This window comes from Pantoea sp. SGAir0418, from assembly GCF_043529865.1.
Genome location: NZ_CP027911.1, coordinates 1,623,430 through 1,647,471, shown reverse-complemented (window position 1 = coordinate 1,647,471; position 24,042 = coordinate 1,623,430). Strand labels below are relative to the sequence as shown.

Sequence of the window (24,042 nt, the reverse complement as noted above, 5' to 3'; positions counted from 1 at the left end):
GCCCATGGACGGGCCGGATTTCTGCTGGCAACCTTAAATTTTCAGCACCGCCACTTTTACAAACCATGCCAGTACGGCGATGAGAGCCGGCAACATGAGGGTCCAGATCAGTCTGTCATTTAACCGTTCGAAATTTTTATCGATGCGTTTCTCCACCTGCCCGATCTCATTCATCAGTTGATTGCACATCAGTCCCTGTTCGGTACGCACGCGTTCCACGTCCGCTCTGGTTGCAAGGTTTTCAAAACGCGCGGTCAGGACCGCAACATCCTGCTGTAACAGCTGGGTGGTGTTCGCCAGCTGTTCTACGTGTTGGGTTAATCGTACCATTAGCGGTGCTCCCTGATTTCTTAACGCCAGAAGGCGAGGCGGCAACCGATGCGGCAGCGTGCAAACGGGATAATCCATTATCTTGTCCTTCTTCAGCAACCTTGTGTCATCGCCTCACTACACCGCTATTTAAGCAGAGCGGCAGCGATTAAACATTCCACGATCCCGCCACTGCAGGCAAAAAATTTGCGCATGGCAGAATTTACGGAGAGACAGTAAACAACAGGCCTGAAAGAGAAAAGTGGGGACGGGCAGGAATTGCGAGACATCACGCAAACAATCATTGCGCGAATGTAACAAATTACACGGAAGCCCGGGCGGGCTTCCGTAACACAGAATCAGGCACTCAGCCAGCCGAGTTTAATCACAAACAGAATCGACAGAATCACCAGCGCCGCATTGACCTCTTTGGTGCGGCCACTCAGCAGTTTCACCACCGTCCAGGTAATAAAACCAAAGGCGATACCGTTGGCGATCGAGTAAGTCAGCGGCATGGTCAGCGCGGTCACGGTGACCGGTGCCGCCGTGGTGACATCTTTCCAGTCAATTTCTGCCAGACCGGAAGCCATCAGCACCGCGACGAACAGCAGCGCTGGCGCCGTGGCGTAGACCGGCACGCTACCCGCCAGTGGCGAGAAGAACAGGCTGAGCAGGAACAGAATGGCGACCACAATCGCCGTCAGACCGGTACGGCCGCCGGCGCTGACGCCCGCAGCGGACTCCACATAGCTGGTGGTGGTTGAGGTACCCAGCAGTGAACCGAACAGCGCAGCGGCGCTATCGGCGATCAGCGCACGGCCCATTTTCGGCACGTTGCCCTGCTCATCGGCCAGACCGGCGCGTTTCGTCACGCCCAGCAGCGTGCCGGTGTTATCAAACACGTCGACAAACAGGAACGCAAAGATCACGCTCACCAGGCCTACGTTGAACGCGCCGGCGATATCCAGCTGCATAAAGGTCGGCGCAATCGACGGCGGCGCAGAGAACACGCCCGCGAACGGCGTCAGGCCAATGCCCATCGAGATAAAAGTAACAACCAGAATGCCGATCAGTACGGCTCCGGTGACGCGACGCGCTTCCAGCACCACAATGATAAAGAAGCCAAGCAGCGCCAGCAGCGGACCCGGTTTGGTGAGGTCGCCCAGACCGACCAGCGTAGCCGGGTTATCCACCACGATGCCCGCCCCTTCCAGCGCAATCAGTGCGAGGAACAGGCCAATGCCTGCCGCAATCCCGGCACGCAGCGGCAGCGGAATGCTGGCAATAATCCATTCGCGAATTTTAAAAATCGACAGCGCAAAGAAGATCACCGCCGAGAGGAACACCGCACCCAGCGCGATCTGCCAGGTGTAGCCCATATGCAGCACCACGGTGTAGGTGAAAAAGGCGTTCAGGCCCATGCCCGGTGCCAGCGCGATCGGATAGTTAGCGATCAGGCCCATCAGAATCGAACCGATGGCCGCGGCCAGACAGGTGGCAACAAATACCGAGCCTTTATCCATACCGGTCGCCCCGAGGATGCTGGGGTTCACAAACAGGATGTAGGCCATTGCCAGAAAGGTCGTGATACCGGCAATGATTTCGGTGCGCACCGTGGTGTGGTGAGCTTTTAACTTAAAAAGTTTTTCTAACATCATCATCTCTCATCAGCGGAGACGGCCCGCAGGCCTGCTCTCTCTTGCCAAGGCGTTTTCCCGCTATTCCGCGCGTGGTGGCTAAGCTGACGCGGAAAAAGTGAGGAAAATTATTTTTTTATGCCGGCGTTTTGCCACCGCTGGCAGCAGAACGTCGTGTGCTATCCCCTGTCCACATAGCAATTGCTATGCCACTCCCTGACGCAATCGTTTCCGTTTCAGCGTGCCGTTGCGGCTAAGAAAATTCTGAACCAGAACGAGGCGCGATTATGGTGCATTGCACCACCTGCGCGCAAACGTTTTCCCGCCGTGCGCAGCAGGGGATGAAATATTGCGGTAACGCACGCTTTCACACTCTGCCAGGCGATGGCGCTCACGTTTCTGCTGCGCGTTTCAGCAGCTTAAAAACGCCGGGTTACACTGCGTTTAACCCTTTCGCAACAAAAGAGGCAGTGCAATGAAGCCCGCGATTCTGGTCGTTGATGATGATCGTGCCATCTGCGAATTGCTGCACGATGTGCTGAGCGAACATGTGTTTACCGTTTATAGCTGTCATCAGGGGCGCGACGCCCTGGCGCTGCTGGCGCAGCATCCGGAAATCTCCCTGGTGATGCTGGATATGATGCTGCCCGATACCAACGGCCTGCTGGTATTACAGCAGATGCAGCGTCAGCGCCCTGAACTGCTGGTGATCATGCTGACCGGCATGGGATCGGAAGCCGATATGGTGGTTGGACTGGAGATGGGTGCCGACGACTATATCGCCAAACCCTTTAATCCCCGCGTGGTGGTGGCGCGGGCCCGTGCGGCGCTACGCCGCTGCGGGCGACTGGCGCAGCCGGAAGCAGCAGCCGATGCGGGCTGGCAGTTCAACGGCTGGCGGCTGGATGATGTGCGTTGTCAGCTGTTCAATCCGCAGCGTGAAAGCGTACCGCTCACCCAGGGCGAATACAGCCTGCTGCGCGCGCTGGTCGGCCACGCGCGTAAGGTTCTGACGCGCGACCAGCTGCTGGAGCTGACCCACAGCGAGAGCCTTGACGTGTTCGATCGCACCATTGATGTGCTGATCATGCGCCTCAGACGCAAAATCGAGGCTAATCCGCATCAGCCGATCCTGATCCGCACCATTCGCGGACTGGGCTATGTTTTTTCCGCCGATGTGATGCGCCCGTCCGCCGCGGCGCGCGAAACGCAAATCGCCTGATCCATCCAGCGCTGCATCTCGCTCAGTGGCCGGATGCCGTCCAGCGCGTTGGCCGCATGCAGATTAAAGCTGGCGCAGGTATGGGCCAGCTTTAACGTCTGCTGCAGGCTGTAGTTCTGATGGCTGGCGTACAGCACGCCGGCGCAGAAGGCATCGCCCGCCCCGACGCTGCCGACAATCTCCTCTGCCGCTAAGCACCAGGCGGGCTGCCACAGGCCGTCGCCCGCTGACTGCTGGCCCCAGGCGCCTTCCGGTGCATGAATTACCACGCGCTGGCGCACACCCTGTGCCAGCAGCCAGCGTGCCGCAGCAGCAAAAGCCGCCGGTGACGCCAGCGTGCCACTGCTGCGCAGCTCGATGCCGGTGAGCGCCTGCGCTTCCAGTTCGTTAATCACCAGATAATCGAGCCAGCGCAGTGCCGGCTTCACCAGCGCCTGATACTCGCCGGCGCGCGAAACCAGATCGAGCGAGGTGAGATAGCCACGCTGCTGCATCTCCGCCAGCAGCCGGGCGCTGCGGGTACCGTACTGCGCATCGGGCTGATCGAGCTTATCCAGTAACAGCAGATAGCCGAGGTGGAAGATGCGGTGCGCGGTGGCGAGGTGAGCGAAGTGCGCCACATCGAGCTGCGCATTAGCCCCGCGCGCGTGAAAAAAGGTGCGCTGACCGTCCGGCGCGGTCATCACCTGCGTCATCGCCGTGGCTGCCGCACCGGTACGCTGTACGTGCTGACGATCCACATGATGTTCATCCAGCAGCTGCAGCAGGTAATCGCCGTCGCTGTCCTCGCCCAGCATCCCCACGGCGGCCAGCGGCAGACCGACCTGCATGCGCGCCAGGGTAAACAGCACATTCAGCGCCGCACCGCCGCTGCATTTCTCGCTGTGGCTAATCTCCGCCAGCCAGCCCTGTTCTGGCCAGTGGCTGATGCGCTGCACGTGATCCACCAGCATGTTACCCGCCGCCAGAATGCCGTTGCGTGCTGCCATGTCAGGCCCTCCCGGCGCTGCCAAACACCTGCATCTGCTGGGCCACAACGCTGGCGATATCGCGTTCAACCGCCATTAACAGTTCGGCGAACGAGTCGTAGCGCGCGTCGCGCTGGGTGATTTGCGTTTCAATCGCCCCGAGCGCCGCCTGCGACATACCGGTGTAGAAGTTGATTTTGTGGATGCCGAGGCTGATGGCGCGGCGGAAATCGGCGTCGCTGATGCCGGAACCACCGTGCAGCACCAGCGGAATGCCGGCCGCTGCGCGAATCGCCGCCAGACGGTCAAAATCAAGCTTTGGCTCGCCTTTGTATTTGCCGTGCGCGTTGCCGATGGCCACGGCGAGGCAGTCGATGCCGGTTGCCTGGACAAATTCCGCCGCCAGCGCCGGGTCGGTGAATTTATTGCTGTCCGCTTCGCCAAACAGCGCGCCACCCTCATCGCCGCCCACGGCGCCCAGCTCGGCCTCGACCGAAATGCCCAGCGCGTGGCACATCTTCACCACTTCCCGCGTCTGGCGAATGTTCTCGTCATAGCTCAGGGTTGAACCATCGAACATTACCGAGGTGAAGCCGAGGCGAATCGCCTGCATCACCGCATCAAAATGCAGGCCGTGATCGAGGTTGAGCACCACCGGGATGGCGTGCAGCGCCGCTTCGGCACGGATAGCGGCGATCAGCGGTTCCAGGCTGACGTATTTAAAATGCACCTCGGCAATGTTGATGATAAACGGCGAACGCTGCTGTTCCGCCGCATGGAACAGCGCGCGCAGAAAGTGGGTGTCGAGAACGTTGAACGCGCCGAGCGCGTAACCGTGCTGCTGCGCATGGGCGAGGCCCTGCGCCAGAGAGATCAGTGCCATGGAACACTCCTGTTATGCCAGCCAGCGGTGATATTCGTTACACAGCAGCCAGCGCGGCGCTTCATCCTCATCAATCGGATTAAAGCGCGCCAGCGGGGTAAGAAAGACGTTGTCGTGCTCATCGTCATTGGGCATGGAGACTTCGCCCACCAGCACATCGCCGTAGCCGGTTTCGCCCCAGAAGCTGTGCCAGACACCGGGCAGTAACGTGACGCTTTCGCCGGGTGACAGCCGCAGCTGGGAACCGGCGGCATGGGTCTGGCAGATGCCATCCAGCGTGACCTGTACCGGGGAATCCGCCAGCCGATCGCCGTCGCGATTGTGTAGCGTGACAATCAGGTTGCCACCGCCGCGGTTGATGATGTCTTCCATTTTTTGCGGATGATAATGCATCGGCGTCACCTGCCCTTCGCGCACGTGCATGATCTTCTCCGCATACGGTTTGCTCCACGGCTGTCCGCCGCGTGAACCGTTGCGCAGGGTAAACAGCGTCAGGCCGGTCTGGCTGAAATCATCGGCACCAAAACTGGTGACATCCCAGCCGAGGTGCAGCGCCAGCAGTTCGGCAGCGGCTGAGGTATCCAGCGCGCGCCACTGGCTGAGACCGTAATCGGCCCACGGCGGCAGATGCACATCCTGCCGCAGAAAGAATTCGCGGGTCAGTTGCAAAATCGCGTTAACTTCGGAACGTTGCATAGCTGCGTCTCCGGCGGGCGTGGCGGCGCGCAGTGTGCACCGCGACGCCCGTGTGGCTTATTTCACCGTCCAGCCTTTGTAGCTGCTGACATTGTTACGATCGATCAGCGTTACCGGAATCAGCACCGGCTTATCCGGCGCTGGCTTGCCCTGCAGGATGTCATAGCCAATCTCAACCGCTTTGGCCGCCATCACCTGCGGATCCTGGGCTGGTGTCGCGACAAACAGCGAGCCTTTGCGCTTCAGCGCCTCTTCACCGTCTGGCGATCCATCGACGCCGACGATAAAGAACTCGTTACGCTGCGCCTGTTTCGCCGCCAGATCGGCACCGATAGCGGTAGGATCGTTGATAGCGAATACGGCATCAATCTTCGGATTGGCCGACAGCAGGCCGGTCATCACTTCCAGTCCGCCTTCGCGACTGCCTTTGGCGTTCTGGTTGTAAGAGAGCAATTTGATATCCGGGTGGGTTTTCAGCTCATTCATGCAGCCTTCCACGCGGTTCTGCACCGCTGATACCGGTGGTCCGTTGATGATGACCACGTTGCCTTTGGCTTTCAGGCGGTCGGAGATGTATTTACAGGCCATGGCCCCGGCCTGGGTGTTGTCAGAGGTGATGGTGGCATTGGCACCGTCCGCGGCCACGTCTACCGCCACCACCACGATGCCGGCATCACGCGCGCGCTTCACCGCTGGCGCGATGCCTTTGGAGTCGGCGGCGTTGAGGATGATCATGTCCACTTTAGCGGCAATGAAGTTGTCAATCTGCGCTACCTGCTGGCCAAGATCGTAGCCGCTGGAGACCAGCGTCACGTTGACCTTATCGCCCGCCAGCTGACGCGCCTTGAGCTCCGCCCCTTTGGTGATCTGGACGAAGAACGGGTTAGCCAGATCGCCCACCGTCACGCCGATGGATTTCAGTTCTTTGGCCTGCACAAATGGCGCACTGAACAGCGTCGCGGCCAGCAGTCCGGTGATAATCGGATTAAAACGCATAGTCGATGTTCTCCTGCTTTTTTGGTTTTATGCCCTGATTGCCTTTGCCTTTGCCCTCACCCTAACCCTCTCCCGCGTGCGGGAGAGGGAACCGTTCTGCATAGTTTTCAGGTGAAGCTCTCGTTTTCCAGATCTTCGCTCCGGGCTGCCCCCTCTCCCGCGAGCGAGAGAGGGAACCGTTCTGCGTGGTGTTCAGGTGAAGCACTTGTTTTCTAAATCTTCTCTCCGGACAGCCCCCTCTCCCGCCCGCGGGAGAGGGAACCGTTCTGCGTGGTGTTCAGGTGAAGCACTTGTTTTCAAAATCTTCTCTCCGGACAGCCCCCTCTCCCGCGAGCGGGAGAGGGTTGGGGTGAGGGCTAGCGCCGATGCCCGCCCCCTCACCCCACGTGATGCCGCGTACGGTACTTATCGATCAGCACCGCAATAATGATCACCCCGCCCTTAATCACCAGTTGCCAGAAGTACGACACGCCCATCAGCGTCATGCCGTTGTTCAGCGTGGCGATAATCAGCGCGCCAATCAGCGTGCCGGTAATGGTGCCAATGCCGCCGACAAAGCTGGTGCCGCCCAGAATCACCGCGGCTATCGCGTCCAGCTCATAGCCCACGCCGAGGTTGCCGTTAGCGCTGTACAAACGCGATGCGCTCATCAGGCCACCCAGCCCGGACAGCAGACCGCTCATGGCGTAGACAAACACCAGTACCGCACCCACTTTGATGCCGGTCAGGCGCGCTGCCTGCATGTTGCCGCCCACCGCATAGATGTGCACGCCAAGCGTGGTGCGGCGCAAAATAAACCAGCACAGCGCAATCACCGCAAAGGCAATGATAATCAGCCACGGGATCGGTCCGAGATAACCGTTGCCTATCCACTCAAAGTTGATATCCGAATTGATCACCGTGGTGCCGTTAGCCAGCAGATAGGCCGCCCCGCGCAGCGCGGTATAGGTGCCCAGCGTGACGATAAACGGCGGCAGCCCAGCCCAGGCGACCAGAATGCCGTTGAACAGCCCCATGATCAGCCCGGCTCCGAGCGCGGCGGGGATGGTCAGCCCGGCAAACGCCGGATCGAGCGACACCACCATCGCCACCACCGCCGTGGTACCCAGCATTGAGCCAACCGACAGGTCAATACCGCCGGTGAGAATGACAAACGTCATGCCCGCCGCCAGCACAATGTTGATGGAGGCCTGACGTGTGATATTCAGCAGGTTAGCTTCGGTAAAAAAGTTCGGGGCGACAAAGCCAAATACCGCCACAATCAGGATCAGAATCGGCAAGATACCCACGGTTTGCAGCAGGTCACTCATCAACGCACGTTTTAGCGTTGGACTTTTTACGCGTGCGGTTTCACTGGTCATTCCCGTCTCCTCAGGCCTGGACCGGCTGCGCGCCGGTGGCCAGTGTCATTATGTTTTCCTGGCTAATCTGCTCGCCGCTCAGCTCGCCGGCGATGGTGCCTTCGCGCATCACGTATACGCGGTCGCTCATGCCTACCACTTCCGGCAGCTCGCTGGAGATCATCAAAATTGCCACCCCCTGCTGCGCCATCTGGTTCATCATGCGGTAGATTTCACTCTTGGCGCCGACATCCACGCCGCGCGTCGGCTCATCCAGAATCAGGATGCGCGGCGCTATCGATACCCAGCGCGAAATCAGCAGCTTCTGCTGGTTGCCGCCGGATAAGCCGCCAGCGCGCACCTGGGCGTGCGGCACGCGGATATTCAGTGATTGAATCGCCTCGCTGGCGATCTTCTGCCCTTTGCGCCGGTTAAGCAGGCCGTAGCTGGCATCGCGCTCAAGCGTGGCCATAACGATGTTTTCCTGCGCCGCCAGTTCCAGAAACAGCCCCTGCTCTTTGCGGTTTTCGGTCAGGAAACCGATGCCGCGCGCAATGGCGTCTCGCGGCGAGTGAATCTGTACTTTTTCACCGTCGATCCAGATTTCCCCGCCGGCTGGCTGATGCACACCAAAAATCAGCTGCGCCAGCTCGCTGCGGCCGGCACCGACCAGCCCGGCCAGCCCGACAATCTCCCCGGCGCGCACCGCCAGGCTGCAGGGATGCACTTTGCGGTTGTCGGTCAGATGATTTACCGCCAGACGAATTTCGCCGAAGCTAATGGCGCGATCTTTGTTGAACAGATCGCTAAGCGGACGGCCGACCATCATGCGCACCAGTTCGCTGGCGTTCAGCTGTTCGCGCGTCAGGCTGCCGACGTACTGGCCGTCGCGCAGCACGCTGACGCGATCGGAGAGTTCATACACTTCTGCCATGCGGTGGCTGATGTAGATGATCGCCATGCCTTCGCTGCGCAGGCGTTTGATAAGCGCAAACAGCTGTTCGGTTTCGCGATTCGAGAGCGCAGCGGTGGGTTCGTCCATCACCAGGATGCGGCTGTTGCGATGCAGCGCGCGGGCAATTTCCACCTGCTGCTGCTCGGCGATGCTCAGGCGGCTCACCAGATCGGTGGCGCTGAACTGCGCGCCAAGGCGGTTAATCACCTGCTGCGCTTCTTCCGCCATCTGGCGACGCTTCACCAGCCCGCCACGGGAAATTTCACTGCCGAGAAAGATGTTCTCTGCCACCGTCAGATTCGGTGCCAGGTTGATTTCCTGATAAATCAGGGTGATCCCTGCCGCCAGCGCCTCTTTCGGGCCTCTGATGGTGTAGGGTTGACCATCGATAAGAATTTCCCCGCTGCTGGCGGTATACGCGCCGGCCAGAATCTTCATTAAGGTACTTTTACCGGCACCGTTTTCGCCCATCAGCGCGTGCACTTCACCCGGCCAGACGGTCAGGTCGACGCCTTTCAGCGCATAGAAGCTGCCGAAGCGCCGGGTAATTGCCCGCATTTCTAATATCGGTGTCGCCGCCATCTTCAGGCTCCTGCTGCCAGTGGATAGCCGCGAGTTAAGCAACGCCAGATAAATGGAAAATGTCAGACGCCGTTCATATTTGTCATATTGCGCCCCGGCCGCGCTTCTATACTCGCCGGAGTTGAGCGGTGAGGAGCGGCAGCAATGAGTCACAGTCTGCACTGGCACGCCGGCGCGCGCGGGCGCCTGCTGATGTTTAACCTGCTGGTGGTGAGCGTTACGCTGGCGGTGAGCCTGGTGGCTATTTTCGGTTTTCGCCACGCCGGTCACATTCAGGAGCAGGCGCAGGCACAAACGCTGGCCGATATGAACGGCAGCCTGGCGCTGGCGCGTGATACGGCCAATGTCGCTATCGCCGCGGTGCGGCTGGCGCAGGTTGTGGGCGCGCTCGAATACCAGAGCGAGTCGGCGCGTCTGCAACAGACCCAGCAGGCGCTGCAGCAGTCGCTGAGTCAGTTGGCCAGCGCGCCGCTGGCGGCACAGCAGCCGGCGCTGCTGGCACGCATCCGCGAGCGCAGCCAGATGCTGGAGCAAAGCATCAGCCAGCTGCTGCTGGAGGGGCATCAGCGCCATTTACAGCGTAACGTGATGCTCAGCGGCCTGTGGCAGGCGCAGCTGCTGCTCAACCGCATCGACCTGCTGGCCAGCGACGGTGCGTTTCTGCCGCTGCGCCAGCAGACGGCCGCGCTGTTAACCGTGGCAATTCAGTCCGCCACGCCGCAGGCCGCAGTGCAACAGCTCAACAGCGTGCTGCCGATCTGGTCTGCGCTGCCGCTGCAGGGCGTACTGGCGATGCAGCGCGCCCGGCTGGTCAGCACCAGCCAGCAGTTGCTGCCGGTGGCCGGTCAGTTGGAGCAGAGTGACATCGCCATCGCCTACGCCACGTATCGCATCAAGGCGCTGGTGGCGATGCTCAACGAAGACATCACCCACTACGTTCAGCTGGTAGCGCAGCAGAGCGATGCGCGCAGCGCCACCGCCCATCAGGAACTGGATTCAATCATCGGTTTCATCGGTCTGTTTATGCTGCTGGCGCTGCTGATTACCGGTTACGCCGGTTACTACATCTACCGCAATCTCGGTTCCAGCCTTACCGCCATCGCGCACGCCATGACGCGGCTGGCGCAGGGGGAGAAAAGCGTCAGCGTGCCCGGCCTGGCACGGCGCGATGAGCTGGGCGATCTGGCGCGCGCCTTCAACGTGTTTGCCCGCAATACCGCTTCGCTGGCGCACACCTCGCAGCTACTGAAAGAGAAAAGCAACCAGCTGGAATCGACCTTCCTCGCCATGCGCGACGGCTTCGCGCTGTTTGATAACAGCGGTCAGCTGGTGGTGTGGAATGCGCAGTATGCCGAACTGCTGGGCTTCGCACCACGCGAGCTGCATCGCGGCATGCACTATCAGCGTTTGCTCGATCGCGTCGATGTGCAGCTCAGCAGCCTGCACGACGCGCAGGAAGTCAGGTTACCGGATGGCCGCACGCTGGAACTGCGCTTCAGCCCAGTGCCGCGGCGCGGCATGGTTAACACGGTGCTGGAGCGCACCTCGCGTAAAGCGCTGGAAGCAGCGCTGCTGCACAGCCAGAAGATGAAAGCGGTCGGTCAGCTGACCGGCGGCCTGGCGCACGATTTCAATAATTTGCTGGCGGTGATCATCGGCAGCCTGGCGCTGACCGTCGATCAGTTGCCGCCCGGCACGCTGGCCAGTCGCATTGAGCGCGCGCGGCTGGCCGCCGATCGCGCCGCTCAGCTGACGCAGCGCCTGCTGGCCTTCTCGCGCAAACAGGCGCTTTATCCGCGTGCCGTTGCGGTGGTGGAACTGGTGGAAAATCTGCAGTCGCTGCTGCAGCACTCCCTGCTGCCCGGCCAGCATCTGGTGGTGGATGCGCAGCGCCCCGGCTGGCCGGCGTGGATTGATGCCGGCCAGCTGGAGAACGCCCTGATGAATCTGGTAGTGAACGCGCGCGATGCCATGGAGCGCCAGAGCGGCGAGATCCGCCTGCGCATCTGGAATCAGCGAATTCAGGAGGCCGATGGCAAGCGCGACCGCGTCACCATTGAAGTGATTGACCACGGCTGCGGCATGTCCGCCGAGGTGCGGGAACAGGTGTTTGAACCCTTCTTTACCACCAAAGCCACCGGCAGCGGCAGCGGGCTGGGGCTGTCGATGGTGTACGGATTTGTGCGCCAGTCCGGCGGACAGATCGAACTGGAGACCGCGCCGGGCCAGGGCACCACGGTGCGTCTGCTGCTGCCGCGCGCGCCGGAAGCCGCGCAGCCGCTGGTGAGCGCGCCGGTGCTGACGCCGCGCGCCAGCCGCGATCGCCTGATACTGGTGCTGGATGACGAGCCGGCGGTGCGCCAGACGCTATGCGAACATCTGCATCAGCTGGGTTATCTGACGCTGGAGTGTGCTGACGGCGAGAGCGCGCTGACGCTGCTGCGCCAGACGCCGGATATCGATTTGCTGATCAGTGACCTGATGCTGCCGGGTGCCCTGAACGGTGCGGATGTGATTCGTCAGGCGCAGCAGCAGTGGCCACAGCTGGCCACCCTGCTGATCAGCGGTCAGGATCTGCGCCAGACGCCGGTGACGCTGCCGCTGTGTGAACGGCTGGCGAAGCCCTGGCAGCAGGCGCAGCTGGTGCAGGCGCTGGAGCGCGCCTGGCAGCGCAGTGAACGGCTCAGTCGCGCGCGGCAGGCTGCCACAGCGGCACCCCTTTCCCGGTGATGTAGCGTTTACGCAGCCGGCTGGAGATGGCGTCCATCACCATCACGACTACCACCAGAATCACGGTGAGGAACATCACCACATCCCAGTTCCAAAGGCGCATGTTTTCGGCGTAGACCAGCCCGACGCCACCGGCGCCGACAAAACCCAGCACCGCCGCCGAGCGGGTGTTGGACTCAATCTGATACAGACTCAGCGCGAGAAAGGTGGGAAATGATTGGGTAAAAATGCCGTAACGGTGTTTTTGCAGGCTGTTGGCTCCCACTGCGCTCAGGCCGCGACTGGGTGAGCGTTCAACCGCTTCATGCCCTTCGGCATACAGCTTGCCCAGCAGGCCGATGTCCTGCATCACAATCGCCAGCACCCCGGCCAGCGGCCCCATGCCTACCGCCCGCACGAAGATCAATCCCCAGATGGCCATGTCGATGCCGCGCAGCACATCCAGCAGCCGGCGCACCAGCAGCGATATTGGCCGCGTCAGCGGATCGTGCATCACATTGCGCGCCGCCAGAAAGGAGACCGGCAGCGCGATGACGGTGGCGGTGAGCGTGCCGGCAAACACGATAGCCAGCGTGATGCCGACCTGCGAGAAATAGTAGCCAAACGGCCAGTTGACGAAATCCTGCCAGACGAACATGCGCAGGAAATAGCGTCCGAGCTGCTGGCAGCCGATGACAAAGCGCTGCCAGTCGATGCCGAACACGCTGAAGAAGAACAGATAGTAGAGCACCAGCGCCAGCGCAATCAGCGCGATGCGGCGCAGATAACGGTTTTGCGCGGCATACAGTGCAGCATGCTGCTGTTTCAGTTTCGCCACGTCGGGCGCTAAGGCGATCATTTTACGTCTCCTTCAACCACACGACGGCGCAGCCAGCCGGATAGCGTATCCAGCAGCGACACCACCACGATGATCAGCAGCAGCGTCATGCTGACCTGATCGTAGCGATCCAGTTTGATGTTGGTCATCAGCTCCTGACCGATGCCGCCCGCGCCCACCAGCCCGAGGATGGTGGAGGAGCGGAAGTTAATTTCCAGCCGCATAAAGCTGTAGGAGAGAAAGGTCGGTTTCACCTGCGGCCAGAAGGCGAAGCGCATGCGCTGCAGCTTGCTGGCACCACAGGCGGCGAGACCGCGCACCGGTTTGTCGGAGGCGCTCTCAATCGATTCGTAGAACAGTTTGGTCAGACTGCCGATGGTGTGCAGCGCCAGCGCCAGAAAGCCGGGGATGGCACCGATGCCGAACGCCATCACGAACATTACCGCCCACGCGAGTTCCGGCATGGTGCGCAGGAAGGCAACAAAGGCGCGAATCGCCATGCGCAGGCTGCGCGGCGTCTGGGTGTTATCAGCGGCGAAAAACGCCAGCACGGCGGCGATCAGCACCGCAATCAGAGTGGAGGACAGCGCCAGCTGCAGGGTTTCCCAGATCAGCGGCAGCTGAAAGTGCAGGCGATAGCCCCAGTAAGCCAGCGAACCCTCGGTTTTGACGTCCGCGAACAGCAGCGGCAGGTGCAGCACCGGCAGCGTCGCGCCGATGTAGTCAAAGAAGTGAGGCAGCGATTGCCAGACCGTGACCAGGTTGAATTCCGCCACGTTGCCGGCCGCGAGATAGAGCGCCACCAGCAGCAGCGACCACAGCAGCGTGTCGCGTTTTTGCTGGCGGCGAATACGTTGGTAGTAGTGTTCGAAATCGGTCAAGGGAGAGATCCTTTGTTGATGGCGAGGGATTGCCCTCACCCTAACCCTCTCCCGCCAGCGGGAGAGGGAATTGTCCGGCAGAATGATGCAGGCTCGTGCGGCCCCCTTTACTGCCAGCGGCGAGGGAATTGTCCGGTAAACAATGCCGGCTCGTGCGGCCCCCTCTCCATACCAGCGGCGAGGGAATTGTCCGGTAAACAATGCCGGCACGTGCGCCCCCCTCTCCCGCCAGCGGCGAGGGAATTGTCCGGTAGCTCGTGCGGCCCCCTCTCCCCCCGGGAGAGGGCTGGGGTGAGGGAAATACCGCACATAGCCACCCGCTCGTTACCCGCGTGCACCCTTCATCAGGTCGCGCTTCATATCGATGATATTCTGGTAATCCGCGACGCTGGCGGCGCCGATGTGCTGGGCGCCGCCCACCGCTTTAACAAAGCAGCTGTGATCTTCTTTATCCAGCTTTTTGATCGCGGCCACCACTTTCGCTTTGAAGTCAGCGGGCAGGTTGTTACTCACCAGAATCGGGCCGTTAGGAATCAGCGGCGACTGCCAGATGATGCGAATCTGTTTCATCAGATCCGGGTGATCCATACGAATCAGACGACCAAAGGCCCCCGAGGTATAGCCACTGTTGTAATCGCCAATCAGCGACGTCCAGGTCACCGCGCCGTCGAACTGGCCATTCAGCACGCCGAGGATGTCCTGCTCGTGGCCACCGGAAAACGTCACGCTGGAGAAGGTGTTGTTGTACTTATCATCCACCGTACCGCCAAACTCTTTCTTAAAGGCCTGATTGGGCATCAGGAAGCCGGAGGTGGAATCCGGATCGGCCATGCCAAACGATTTACCTTTCAGATCTTCCAGCTTCTTATACGGGCTGTCGGCTTTGACGATCACCACCGAGTGGTAGCCTTTCGAGCCATCTTTGTCGTCCACCACGATACCGACGATATCCACGGCCTTCGGGTTCTGCAGATAGACCGAGGCGTAAGACGCTGGCGACATGCTCAGCACCATATCGATCTTGTTGCCCAGCAGTCCCTGAATCACGCCGGCATAGTCAGACGAGTTGCGCAGTTGCGTATCCACGCCCAGCTCTTTATCGAAGAAGGTTTTCACACACTGGTTATCGCCAATCTGCTGGGTGGCGTTCTGCCCGCCCAGAATTCCCAGGTTCAACTGTTTCGGTGCATCCGCTGCGTTAACGCCAAAAGCCATCAGAGCGCCTGTCAGTAAAGCTAAAGCAGTCAGTTTCATTGTGAGATTTTCTCTTGCCGTGGGAGTTAGTGGAGCTGGTTAATTTCGTCGCCGTACAGCGCATGCAGCAGGCTGTCGGTCAACTGAGCGGGATGGCCGTCAAACAGCACTTTGCCGCGCTGGATGCCGATCACCCGGGTGCAATACTGCTGCACCAGTTCAATCGAGTGCAGGTTGACCATCACGCTGATGCCCTGCTCGCTCACCTGGCGCAGCACATCCATGATGCGTTTGGTATTTTTGGGATCGAGCGAGGCCACCGGCTCGTCGGCCAGCAGGATTTTCGGGCGCTGCATCAGCGCGCGGCAGATGGCGACGCGCTGCATCTGGCCGCCGGACAGATTCTCCGCCCGCTGCAGCGCCTGCGGCAGCATGTTCATCCACTGCAGCAGTTCAATCGCCTGCGCACGGTCGGTGTCGGAGAAGATTTTGAAAAAGGATTTCAGCGTTGAAGTCTGGCTGAGCCGGCCCAGCAGCACGTTGGTCAGCACGTCGAGGCGCGGCACCAGGCAGAAGTCCTGAAAGATCATGCCGCACTCGCTGCGCCATTCGCGCATCTGCCGGCTGTTGAGCGTCACCACATCGCGGTCCGCCTCGCCGTGACGCATGCTGAGAATCGCGCCTTCGCTGCTGGCAATGGTGCCGTTCAGCATATGCAGCAGGGTCGATTTGCCTGCGCCCGAGCGGCCGATTACCGCCACCAGCTCGCCCGCATGCAGATCGAAACTGACATCATCCAGCACTCGGTTATCACCGAAGGCTTTGCACAGCCCCTGCACCGACAGCACCTTGTCGCCATGGCGCTGGGCAGGATGTGCATTGTCGACGACGGTTTTGAGTAGTGCCTGTGCCATGTTGCGCTCCATCTCTTCTGAGGTGTTGATTGCCCGTTATTACGGACACTGGCGATGAAGGTCTGATGACAGAACCATGATTAAACGGTGACAGCGTCGCGCAAACCGACAGCAATCTGCTGGCCATCGAACGGTACGCTGACGTTTTCCGGTAACCCATTGTCCAGCAACCAGTTATCCATCTCATGTGACAGGTGCACCAGCCATGCCTGGCGCGGAGCCAGCCGGGCCACGATGTCCAGTGCGCGGGTAACGTCGTTGTGATTACCCACCGCGGCGCGCGGCGCATCGTTGCAGTCGATCACCAGCTGATCGAGCGGCTGGCCCTGCAGGAAATCGGCGGTGTCCGGCGGCAAACCACAGGTGTCGCACAGCCACGCCAGCCGCGTGCCATGCCAGTCGAAGAGGTAGCCGTAAGTCAGCCGCGAATGCTGCAGTGGCAGCGCCGTCACCTGCAGGGCGCCGAAGCTGTGCGCGACAAAAGGCGTCAGCGCCGGGCGAAACGCCAGCAGGCCGGGATGCTTAAACAGATCGTCGCAGCCCTTTTCATCCGGTGGCGCCCACACCGGAATCGACGCGCCCCGGCCCCAGCGCAGACTGAACAGGCCGGCCACGTGATCCATGTGGAAATGCGTCAGCAGAATGCGGCTCAGCTCACCGGGCTGGAAGCGCTGATGCAGATCGGGCAGACCGGCATCGAGCAGGATGCGCTCGCGACCGGTGTCGATCAGCGCGCTGGTGGCGTGACGCGCATAGCGTGGCTGCTGCCGGGCGCGTTCACAGGCGCGACAGTCGCAGCCGAACAGCGGCGCGGCCTGCACGCCGCCCGTACCGAGAAAGGTCAGATTCATGGCGGATGCTCCAGTAACTGGCGCAGCTGATGGAGCGTGTCGATCAGCACGCCGTCGTTGTTGAGCGCGTGGCAGTGGGCAGGCAGCGGTTCTGCCGCTCGCGCCAGCCGTCGCTGAATGTCAGCTTCACTTTCGCGCCCGCGCTGGCGCAGCCGTGCCGCCAGCACGGCCGGCGAGACCTGCAGTACCAGCGGCAGCAACTGCTCGCCGTAGTGCTGACGCACGACTGGCAGATGCAGACGTGAACCGTTGACCAGCACGTTGAGACCGCGCGCCAGCCAGTGGTCAATCTCCTCGCCGAGCGCGTAGCTCAGGCCGTGTGCGCGCCAGCTGATGGCGAACAGGCCGAGCGTTTCCCGCCGGCGGAATTCGGCTTCACTCAGCGCCACGTGGTTTTCACCGCCGGCATCGGCCGGCCGCGTGATATAGCGATGGGCGATCACCAGCTTGTCCGGCGGCGCCTCGCGCAGCGCGTTCAGCAGGCTGTCTTTACCCGAGCCCGAGGGCCCGGTCAGCCAGATGAGGCGAGCCATCAGAACACCAGCCTGCCCTGTGACCAGACGTGGCGAATGTGCACATGACCGTGATCGGTGTGTGCCAGCACCAGATCGGCGCGCAGCCCTTCCGCAATCGTGCCGCGATCGTGCAGGCCAATCGCCTGTGCCGGGTTGCGCGTGACCAGCGCCGCCGCCTGCGGTAGCGTCAGCGCATTACGCTCGTCGGCCACCAGGCGGAATACCGCATCCAGCAGGCTGGCCGGATAGTAATCCGACGAGAGGATGTCCAGCAGACCGTGGCTGGCCAGCTGCCACGCCGCGACATTGCCGGAGTGCGATCCGCCGCGCACAATGTTGGGCGCGCCCATCAGCACCCGCATGCCGCAGTCGCGCGAGGCGCGAGCCGCTTCCAGCGTGGTGGGAAACTCGGCAATGGCGCTGCCAACAGCGTGTGACTCCGCAACGTGCGCCGCCGTGGCATCATCGTGGCTGGCAACCGGAATACCGCGCGCCTGGCACAGGCCAGCGATGGCGTTACGGTTCGGCGTGGAAAATTCGGCAGCCAGCGCCAGCTGTTCGCGCTCAAACTGATCCATCTGCTCATCGTTGAGCTGATATTTGCCCTGATAGTAGGTGCGATACATCTCCAGCGACGCATACTGGCGCTGGCCCGGCGAATGATCCATCAGCGACACCAATGACAGCTCCGGCGTGCTCATCAGCGCTTCAAACAGCGGCAGCGTAGTGTGGTGCGGCAGCTCACAGCGCAGGTGCAGCTGGTGGTCGGCGCGGTTGATGCCCTTGCGGTTGCTGTCCTGAATCGCCGTAATCATTTTGCTCAGGTTTTCGAGGCGATGACCGCCGTCGCGCACGTCACCGACGCCGATGGCGTCCAGCACCGTAGTGATGCCGCTGGCGACCATCAGTGCATCGTGACTGCTCATCGCCGAATGCGCCGGCCAGTCGACTTTGGGCCGTGGCGTAAAGAATTTATCGAGGTTGTCGGTATGCAGTTCGACCAGCCCCGGCAGCAAAAACGCGTTCCCGCCGTCCAGCGCGCCTGGCTGCTGACTGCCGCTGTCGCTGAAGCTGGCGATCCGGTCGCCGCGCATCTCCAGCGATCCGCTGACGACCTCATTTTCCAGCACCAGCCGGACATTATTCACGATCATGCCTGTTCTCCTGTGTGCAGCGGCTGCATGACGTGCAGGCGGTCGGCCACCCGGGCGCGCACCGCTTCGTCATGGAAAATACCTACGATAGCGGCGCCGCGGGCGCGCGCCTGTTCAATCAGCTCCACCACCGCCGCGCTGTTAGCGCTGTCGAGTGACGCCGTGGGTTCATCCAGCAGCAGCACCGGATAGTCAGCGATAAAGCCGCGTGCGATGTTGACGCGCTGCTGTTCCCCGCCGGAGAAGGTCGAGGGGGCCAGCGACCACAGGCGCTGCGGCACATTAAGACGCGTCAGCAGTTCGCGGGCGCGCTGTTCACAGCGGGCGCGTTCGACGCCGCGCTCCAGCAGCGGCTGCATGACAATCTCCAGCGTCGGTACGCGCGGAATCACGCGCAGAAACTGGCTGACCCAGCCGACGGTGTCACGGCGGATCGCCAGCATCTGACGCGCCGGTGCCTGTGCCAGATCGACCCACTGGCCATGATGCTGCAGCCAAATGTGACCGCTGTTGGCCTGATAGTTACCGTACAGCGCACGCAGCAGCGTGGATTTACCGCTGCCGGAGCGCCCGTGCAGCACCACGCATTCGCTGGCTGCCACCTCAAGGCTGGCGTGCTGCAGCACCGGCAGCTCGGCGCTGTTCTGGTTGTGCATCACAAAGGTTTTGCTGAGATTCTCTACGCGCAAAATGGGTTGCATGTTGATGTCCTGATAATGATTCGTGCAGCCGCACGTAACCGTAGCGGCGCGATTTATCGCGCATTTAACAGCAACGCTCGCTGTTCAACTGAGCGCAATAAATTGCGCCGCTACGATTGGTGCACACCTCATGAGTAGTGCGCATTAATACGCACCGCCAGCGTGTTCTATGCCAGCACCGATGAAACCAGCAGCTGGGTGTACGGATGGTGCGGATCGTCGAGCACCCGGTCGGTGAGCCCGCTCTCCACCACTTTGCCCTGCTTCATTACCAGCAGGCGGTGCGCCAGCAGACGCGCGACGCCGAGATCGTGGGTGACGATAATCACCGCCAGATTCAGCTCGCGCACCAGCGTGCGCAGCAGATCCAGCAGGCGCGCCTGCACCGAGACATCCAGCCCGCCGGTCGGCTCATCCATAAACACCAGCGTCGGCTGCGTCACCAGGTTGCGCGCAATCTGCAAACGCTGCTGCATGCCGCCGGAAAAGGTGGTGGGCAGATCGTCGATGCGGTTGGCCGGAATTTCGACGTCCTGCAGCCAGCGCAGCGCCTCGTTACGGATGTCGCCGTAATGGCGTTGTCCAATCGCCATCAGACGCTCACCAATATTGCCGCCCGCCGTCACCTGCGGACGCAGGCCATCCAGCGGATGCTGATGTACCACGCCCCACTCGGTACGCAGTAACCGCCGGCGCTCGCTCTCGCTGAGCTGATACAGATCGCGGCCGTGGTAGAGAATGTTGCCCTGCTGTGGCGCCAGACGCGCCGACAGGCTGCGCAGCAGCGTGGTTTTCCCCGAGCCGGATTCACCGACAATCCCCAGCACTTCTCCGGGATAGAGCGCAAAACTGACGTCTTCAAAACCTTTGCCCGGCGCGTAGAGGTGCGTCAGATTATTGACCGCGAGCAGCGGCTGTTCACTGTGCATGCTGTTGTTCCTGCTGCTGGTGGCAAAAATCGGTATCGGAGCAGACAAACATGCGCGTACCGGCATCATCCATCACCACTTCGTCGAGATAGCTGTGGCGCGAACCGCACAGCGCACAGGGGTGTTCCCAGCTCTGCACGCTGAACGGATGATCGTCGAAATCAAGACTTTCCACTTTGGTGTAGGGCGGCAGCGCATAAATGCGTTTTTCACGTCCGGCACCAAACAGCTGCAGTGCCGGCATCATGTGCATCTTCGGGTTGTCGAATTTGGGTATCGGCGACGGATCCATCACGTAGCGATCGTTAACCTTCACCGGATAGGCATAGGTGGTGGCGATATGGCCGTAGCGGGCGATATCTTCATACAGCTTGACCTGCATGATGCCGTACTCCTCCAGCGCGTGCATGGTGCGGGTTTCCGTCTCACGCGGCTCAATAAAGCGCAGCGGCTCCGGGATCGGCACCTGGAAAATCAGCACCTGATCCTCTTCAAGCGGCGTCTCCGGAATGCGGTGCCGCGTCTGGATCAGCGTGGCGTCTTTGGTGGCTTCGGTGGTTGCCGCCCCGCTGACGCGCTGGAAGAAGCGCCGGATAGAGACCGCGTTGGTGGTGTCATCCGCGCCCTGATCGATCACTTTCAGTACGTCGCTGTCGCCAATAATGCTGGCGGTGATCTGGATGCCGCCGGTACCCCAGCCATACGGCATCGGCATTTCGCGGCCGGCAAACGGCACCTGATAGCCGGGGATCGCGACCGCTTTCAGAATGGCGCGGCGGATGGTGCGTTTGGTCTGCTCATCCAGGTAGCCGTTGTTGTAGCCGGTTAACTCACTCATCATTCTGCTCCTGATGCTGTTGGCGCAGCCGCTGCAGCAGCTCCAGCTCCGCCTGGAAATCCACGTAGTGCGGCAGTTTCAGATGCGAGACAAAGCCAGCGGCTTCGACGTTATCGGCGTGCGACAGCACGAACTCTTCGTCCTGCGCCGGCCCGGCAATGCGCTCCTGATACTCGGGTGCCTGCAGCGCACGGTCCACCAGCGCCATCGCCATCGCCTTACGCTCTGCGCGTCCGAACACCAGACCATAGCCGCGGGTAAAGTGTGGGGCGCTGTCGCCCTGGGTGGTGAAGCCGTTGACCATTTCGCATTCGGTCAGCAGGATCTCGCCAATTTCAATCTCAAAACCCAGCTCTTCGGGGCAGATCGACACGCTGAGATAGCCGGTGCGGATTTCACCGGCAAACGGATGGTTGCGGCCATAGCCGCGCTGGGTCGAATAGCCAAGCGCCAGCAGAAACCCTTCGTCGCCGCGCACCAGCTGCTGTAAGCGGGCGGCGCGTGACGCCGGATAACCGGGCGGCTGGCGCGTGATGTCACACGGCTCGCTGCCGTCATCCTCTTCACGCGCTGCCAGCCCTTCACGCGTCATCATGCTGAACACATGCGGGCAACGCTGCGCCAGCGCCTGATCGTCACGCGCGGCGGCCGGCGTTTCGCCGTTGGCCAGCAGGGTAAAATCCAGCAGGCGGTGGCTGTAGTCATAGGTCGGGCCCAGCACCTGACCACCGGGCAGATCTTTGTAAACTGCCGAGATGCGACGCTCGATGCGCATTTCCGCGGATTCCAGCGCCAGGCTGTCCGCGAGGCGAGGCAGCGTGGTGCGGTAGGCGCGCAGCAGGAAAATCGCCTCGACCAAATCACCACTGGCCTGTTTGATGGCTAAGGCCGCCAGCTGTGTGTCAAAGATGCCGCCTTCGGTCATCACCCGGTCCACCGCCAGCCCCAGCTGTTGCGCCACCTGATCGCAGCCCAGCTCCGCAACGCTGCGATCGCCACGGCGCAGATCGGCCTGCAGCTGATGGGCGCTGGCAATCGCCTTTTCGCCCCCTTTCACGGCTACATACATCAGCACACCTCCACGTCGGTGGTGCGTGGCAGCGCCATCATCGCTTCACCGCAGGTGAAAATCAGATCCACCCCCTGCGGGAACGGATGCGGGCGCTCACGCAGATAGGTCAGAATGGCGGCCGGCAGTTGCGGCGCGATGGCGCGCGGCTCACGCAGGCCGGGCCCGGAGAGGCGCAGCGTCAGCCCGCCGTTGAGCGACGGCACTTCGACAATCAGCGTGGTGCTCTTCTCAGGGGACAGATTGTCACCGGCAGCGAAGCAGGCGGGATCGGGATTGGCCGCCGCGTGGGTCAGCGCAAACGGGGCATCGCGCTCATCGACAATCGGTACGCCGGTGTGAAAGCGCAGGTTGCTGCGCAGGATATCGCTGTCCACGCGGCGATCCAGCCACAGCGCGCTCTCCTGATCAACCAGCGTCAGCAGCACCGCCGTTGCTGCCGGGGAGAGATCGCCCCAGCCCTGCGCCAGCGGCAGCGACACCATCACGCCCGGCTCGCTCATCGCTTTGAGAATGCGGCGGAAGGCGCGCTGGGCGTCGGCAACCGGATGGTTAAAACTTGCCAGTAATGTCATTCGTTATCTCCGCGAATCAGCGTAAAGAAATCCACTTTGGAGCTGGCGATTTCCCGCGCGCGCAGCTGGCGCTGCTCTTCACGCAGTGCCGCCAGCGGGGCAATAATTTTTTCCTGCAGCAGCGCCTGGGTTTCCGGCTGTTGCAGCAGCGCATCAATCAGCGCGCAGCGTTCGGCATGCGCCTTATCGCGCCCCAGCACATAGCTAAAACCCAGCGTGCCGTCGTGCAGTCTGATCACCGCGCGGGTGACGGTGGCATCGCCCATAACGAAACGTTTCCCGCTGCCGCCCATGCGCGCCTGCAGACGGGTTAAACCGGTTTCCGCCGGGCGCAGGCGCTCGAAGGCGGGTGTAAGCTGTAGCGACTGCCAGTGGCTGGCCAGCGCGCTGGCTTCACTGTGCGCCAGCACCGAAAGCCAGTGCTGACGGGCGGTTTGCTGTTTCATTGGTGCTCCAGGGTGAGTTCAATCATGTCGCCACGCGTCAGGCTGACGGAGTACTCCGCCACCTGACCGTCCGGCTGTGTATTCAGGGTGCGCACGCACAGCAGCGGCGCGTGCAGCGTAATCTCCAGCTGTTTGCACTCTTTGGCCTGCGCGCGGCGGGTGCTAATGCGGGTCTGACGGCGGCTCAGCTGCAGGCCGAGCTGCTGCTGAATGAAGTCGTGCAGGGAACCGTGCTGGAATGTCTGTAGCGCAGGCCACCAGCGCAGGTCGGCCAGATAGTGGTTGATCACGCACACCGGCACGCCGTTGACGCGGCGCAGAGTGCGTAAATGGATGACGTTAGCGCCCTCCTTCGTGCCCAGCGCCGCCGCCACGTCGCTGCTGGCCGGCCGCAGTACCGCCAGCAGCCGTTCGCTGGTGGGATGACTGCCCTGCTCCAGCAGGTTCTGGCTAAAGCGCGCCTGGGCATGCAGCGGGTAGTCGTACGGGCGCATCAGCACCAGGATGCCGACGCCATGGCGCCGCTGCAGCAGGCCTTTGTTCACCAGCTCATCCACGGCCCGGCGCAGCGTGTGGCGATTGACGGCGTAGTGATCGGCCAGCTGCTGTTCTGACGGCAGATAATCGCCGCAGCGATAGCGCTCCTGCAGCGCCTGCTCCAGCTGGGCGGCAACCGCCTGATAGACAGTGGTCGGATGTCTGGATATCTCCATCACGCTCAATACCTCATTCGCTTCAGGTTGAGGGGCGCAGCGAAAGAGGCTGCGGAATGGCGACTACAGTGCGGGAGACAGATGACAGTGCCGTGACGGCTCAGTGACGTGCGGATGAATTTGCTTT

The 24,042-nt window shown here is 61.5% G+C and carries 24 protein-coding genes; 2 read left to right on the top strand and 22 right to left on the bottom strand.

What is annotated here, in order from left to right; all coding sequences use genetic code 11:
* Positions 1–33: 33 nt before the first annotated feature.
* Together C1N84_RS07440 and C1N84_RS07435 are read right to left on the bottom strand one after the other, a co-directional pair.
* Entirely contained in the window at positions 34–408 is a 375-nt protein-coding gene (locus C1N84_RS07440; RefSeq protein ID WP_264442997.1) for a hypothetical protein, read from the bottom strand.
* A 260-nt stretch (positions 409–668) separates the two neighbouring features.
* Positions 669–1,967 carry an NCS2 family permease gene (locus C1N84_RS07435; protein WP_021509817.1) on the bottom strand — a complete coding sequence of 433 codons (1,299 nt, stop codon included), beginning with the start codon at positions 1,965–1,967 and terminating at the stop codon, positions 669–671.
* A gap of 454 nt (positions 1,968–2,421) precedes the next feature.
* On the opposite strand from C1N84_RS07435, the gene C1N84_RS07430 reads away from it, so the two are divergent.
* A complete protein-coding gene (locus C1N84_RS07430; protein ID WP_264442995.1) occupies positions 2,422–3,168 on the top strand; it encodes a response regulator in 747 nt (248 codons plus the stop codon).
* On the opposite strand, the gene C1N84_RS07425 is transcribed toward C1N84_RS07430, so the two are convergent.
* The 6 genes from C1N84_RS07425 to C1N84_RS07400 all read right to left on the bottom strand — a co-directional run bounded on the left by C1N84_RS07425 (position 3,105) and on the right by C1N84_RS07400 (position 9,588).
* Positions 3,105–4,157, bottom strand: coding sequence for a carbohydrate kinase family protein (locus tag C1N84_RS07425; protein ID WP_166720678.1), 1,053 nt, complete (start codon positions 4,155–4,157; stop codon positions 3,105–3,107). The genes C1N84_RS07430 and C1N84_RS07425 overlap by 64 nt on opposite strands.
* Position 4,158: 1 nt before the next feature.
* Positions 4,159–5,019 (bottom strand): ketose 1,6-bisphosphate aldolase, encoded by an 861-nt coding sequence (locus tag C1N84_RS07420; protein WP_058757359.1) that lies wholly within the window; start codon positions 5,017–5,019, stop codon positions 4,159–4,161.
* A 12-nt stretch (positions 5,020–5,031) separates the two neighbouring features.
* The gene (locus tag C1N84_RS07415) at positions 5,032–5,715 is read right to left on the bottom strand and encodes a D-lyxose/D-mannose isomerase (protein WP_088516818.1); all 684 of its coding nucleotides are present in this window, start codon (positions 5,713–5,715) and stop codon (positions 5,032–5,034) included.
* A 57-nt stretch (positions 5,716–5,772) separates the two neighbouring features.
* On the bottom strand, positions 5,773–6,711 hold the full coding sequence (locus C1N84_RS07410) for an ABC transporter substrate-binding protein (protein ID WP_021509812.1): 939 nt from the start codon (positions 6,709–6,711) through the stop codon (positions 5,773–5,775).
* A gap of 377 nt (positions 6,712–7,088) precedes the next feature.
* Entirely contained in the window at positions 7,089–8,072 is a 984-nt protein-coding gene (locus tag C1N84_RS07405) for an ABC transporter permease subunit (RefSeq protein WP_021509811.1), read from the bottom strand.
* Between the two features lie 10 nt (positions 8,073–8,082).
* Entirely contained in the window at positions 8,083–9,588 is a 1,506-nt protein-coding gene (locus tag C1N84_RS07400) for a sugar ABC transporter ATP-binding protein (protein WP_150361628.1), read from the bottom strand.
* Between the two features lie 144 nt (positions 9,589–9,732).
* Here C1N84_RS07400 and C1N84_RS07395 point away from each other — a divergent pair, with 144 nt between their 5' ends.
* A complete protein-coding gene (locus C1N84_RS07395) occupies positions 9,733–12,318 on the top strand; it encodes an ATP-binding protein (RefSeq protein ID WP_058757356.1) in 2,586 nt (861 codons plus the stop codon).
* On the opposite strand, the gene phnE (C1N84_RS07390) is transcribed toward C1N84_RS07395, so the two are convergent.
* From phnE (C1N84_RS07390) to phnF, 14 genes are all read right to left on the bottom strand, one after another.
* Positions 12,272–13,156, bottom strand: coding sequence for a phosphonate ABC transporter, permease protein PhnE (gene phnE / locus C1N84_RS07390; RefSeq protein WP_264442977.1), 885 nt, complete (start codon positions 13,154–13,156; stop codon positions 12,272–12,274). The two genes, C1N84_RS07395 and phnE (C1N84_RS07390), sit on opposite strands and share 47 nt — an antisense overlap.
* Positions 13,153–14,016: a phosphonate ABC transporter, permease protein PhnE gene (gene phnE, locus C1N84_RS07385; RefSeq protein WP_058757354.1), complete on the bottom strand. Its 864-nt coding sequence runs from the start codon at positions 14,014–14,016 to the stop codon at positions 13,153–13,155. Before phnE (C1N84_RS07385) ends, phnE (C1N84_RS07390) begins: the two co-directional genes overlap by 4 nt.
* Positions 14,017–14,340: 324 nt before the next feature.
* Positions 14,341–15,270, bottom strand: a complete 930-nt coding sequence (phnD, locus tag C1N84_RS07380; protein WP_031280167.1) for a phosphonate ABC transporter substrate-binding protein — start codon at positions 15,268–15,270, stop codon at positions 14,341–14,343.
* A gap of 26 nt (positions 15,271–15,296) precedes the next feature.
* Positions 15,297–16,124, bottom strand: coding sequence for a phosphonate ABC transporter ATP-binding protein (phnC, locus tag C1N84_RS07375; protein ID WP_021509805.1), 828 nt, complete (start codon positions 16,122–16,124; stop codon positions 15,297–15,299).
* An 80-nt stretch (positions 16,125–16,204) separates the two neighbouring features.
* Positions 16,205–16,975: a phosphonate metabolism protein PhnP gene (phnP, locus tag C1N84_RS07370; protein WP_264251526.1), complete on the bottom strand. Its 771-nt coding sequence runs from the start codon at positions 16,973–16,975 to the stop codon at positions 16,205–16,207.
* The gene (phnN, locus tag C1N84_RS07365; RefSeq protein WP_264442967.1) at positions 16,972–17,508 is read right to left on the bottom strand and encodes a ribose 1,5-bisphosphokinase; all 537 of its coding nucleotides are present in this window, start codon (positions 17,506–17,508) and stop codon (positions 16,972–16,974) included. The genes phnP and phnN overlap by 4 nt, the downstream gene beginning before the upstream one ends.
* Positions 17,508–18,644 (bottom strand): alpha-D-ribose 1-methylphosphonate 5-triphosphate diphosphatase, encoded by a 1,137-nt coding sequence (gene phnM / locus C1N84_RS07360; protein WP_058774782.1) that lies wholly within the window; start codon positions 18,642–18,644, stop codon positions 17,508–17,510. The genes phnN and phnM overlap by 1 nt, the downstream gene beginning before the upstream one ends.
* Positions 18,641–19,345, bottom strand: a complete 705-nt coding sequence (phnL, locus tag C1N84_RS07355; RefSeq protein WP_264442962.1) for a phosphonate C-P lyase system protein PhnL — start codon at positions 19,343–19,345, stop codon at positions 18,641–18,643. The genes phnM and phnL overlap by 4 nt, the downstream gene beginning before the upstream one ends.
* A gap of 167 nt (positions 19,346–19,512) precedes the next feature.
* Positions 19,513–20,274, bottom strand: a complete 762-nt coding sequence (gene phnK, locus C1N84_RS07350) for a phosphonate C-P lyase system protein PhnK (protein ID WP_141495265.1) — start codon at positions 20,272–20,274, stop codon at positions 19,513–19,515.
* The gene (locus C1N84_RS07345) at positions 20,264–21,112 is read right to left on the bottom strand and encodes an alpha-D-ribose 1-methylphosphonate 5-phosphate C-P-lyase PhnJ (RefSeq protein ID WP_058782061.1); all 849 of its coding nucleotides are present in this window, start codon (positions 21,110–21,112) and stop codon (positions 20,264–20,266) included. Before C1N84_RS07345 ends, phnK begins: the two co-directional genes overlap by 11 nt.
* Complete coding sequence (locus tag C1N84_RS07340) at positions 21,105–22,181, bottom strand: carbon-phosphorus lyase complex subunit PhnI (RefSeq protein WP_211725431.1); 1,077 nt, start codon at positions 22,179–22,181, stop codon at positions 21,105–21,107. The genes C1N84_RS07345 and C1N84_RS07340 overlap by 8 nt, the downstream gene beginning before the upstream one ends.
* Entirely contained in the window at positions 22,181–22,756 is a 576-nt protein-coding gene (phnH, locus tag C1N84_RS07335; RefSeq protein ID WP_058774784.1) for a phosphonate C-P lyase system protein PhnH, read from the bottom strand. The genes C1N84_RS07340 and phnH overlap by 1 nt, the downstream gene beginning before the upstream one ends.
* On the bottom strand, positions 22,753–23,202 hold the full coding sequence (phnG, locus tag C1N84_RS07330; protein WP_264442953.1) for a phosphonate C-P lyase system protein PhnG: 450 nt from the start codon (positions 23,200–23,202) through the stop codon (positions 22,753–22,755). The genes phnH and phnG overlap by 4 nt, the downstream gene beginning before the upstream one ends.
* On the bottom strand, positions 23,199–23,915 hold the full coding sequence (gene phnF, locus C1N84_RS07325; protein ID WP_394541825.1) for a phosphonate metabolism transcriptional regulator PhnF: 717 nt from the start codon (positions 23,913–23,915) through the stop codon (positions 23,199–23,201). The genes phnG and phnF overlap by 4 nt, the downstream gene beginning before the upstream one ends.
* Positions 23,916–24,042 lie beyond the last annotated feature (127 nt).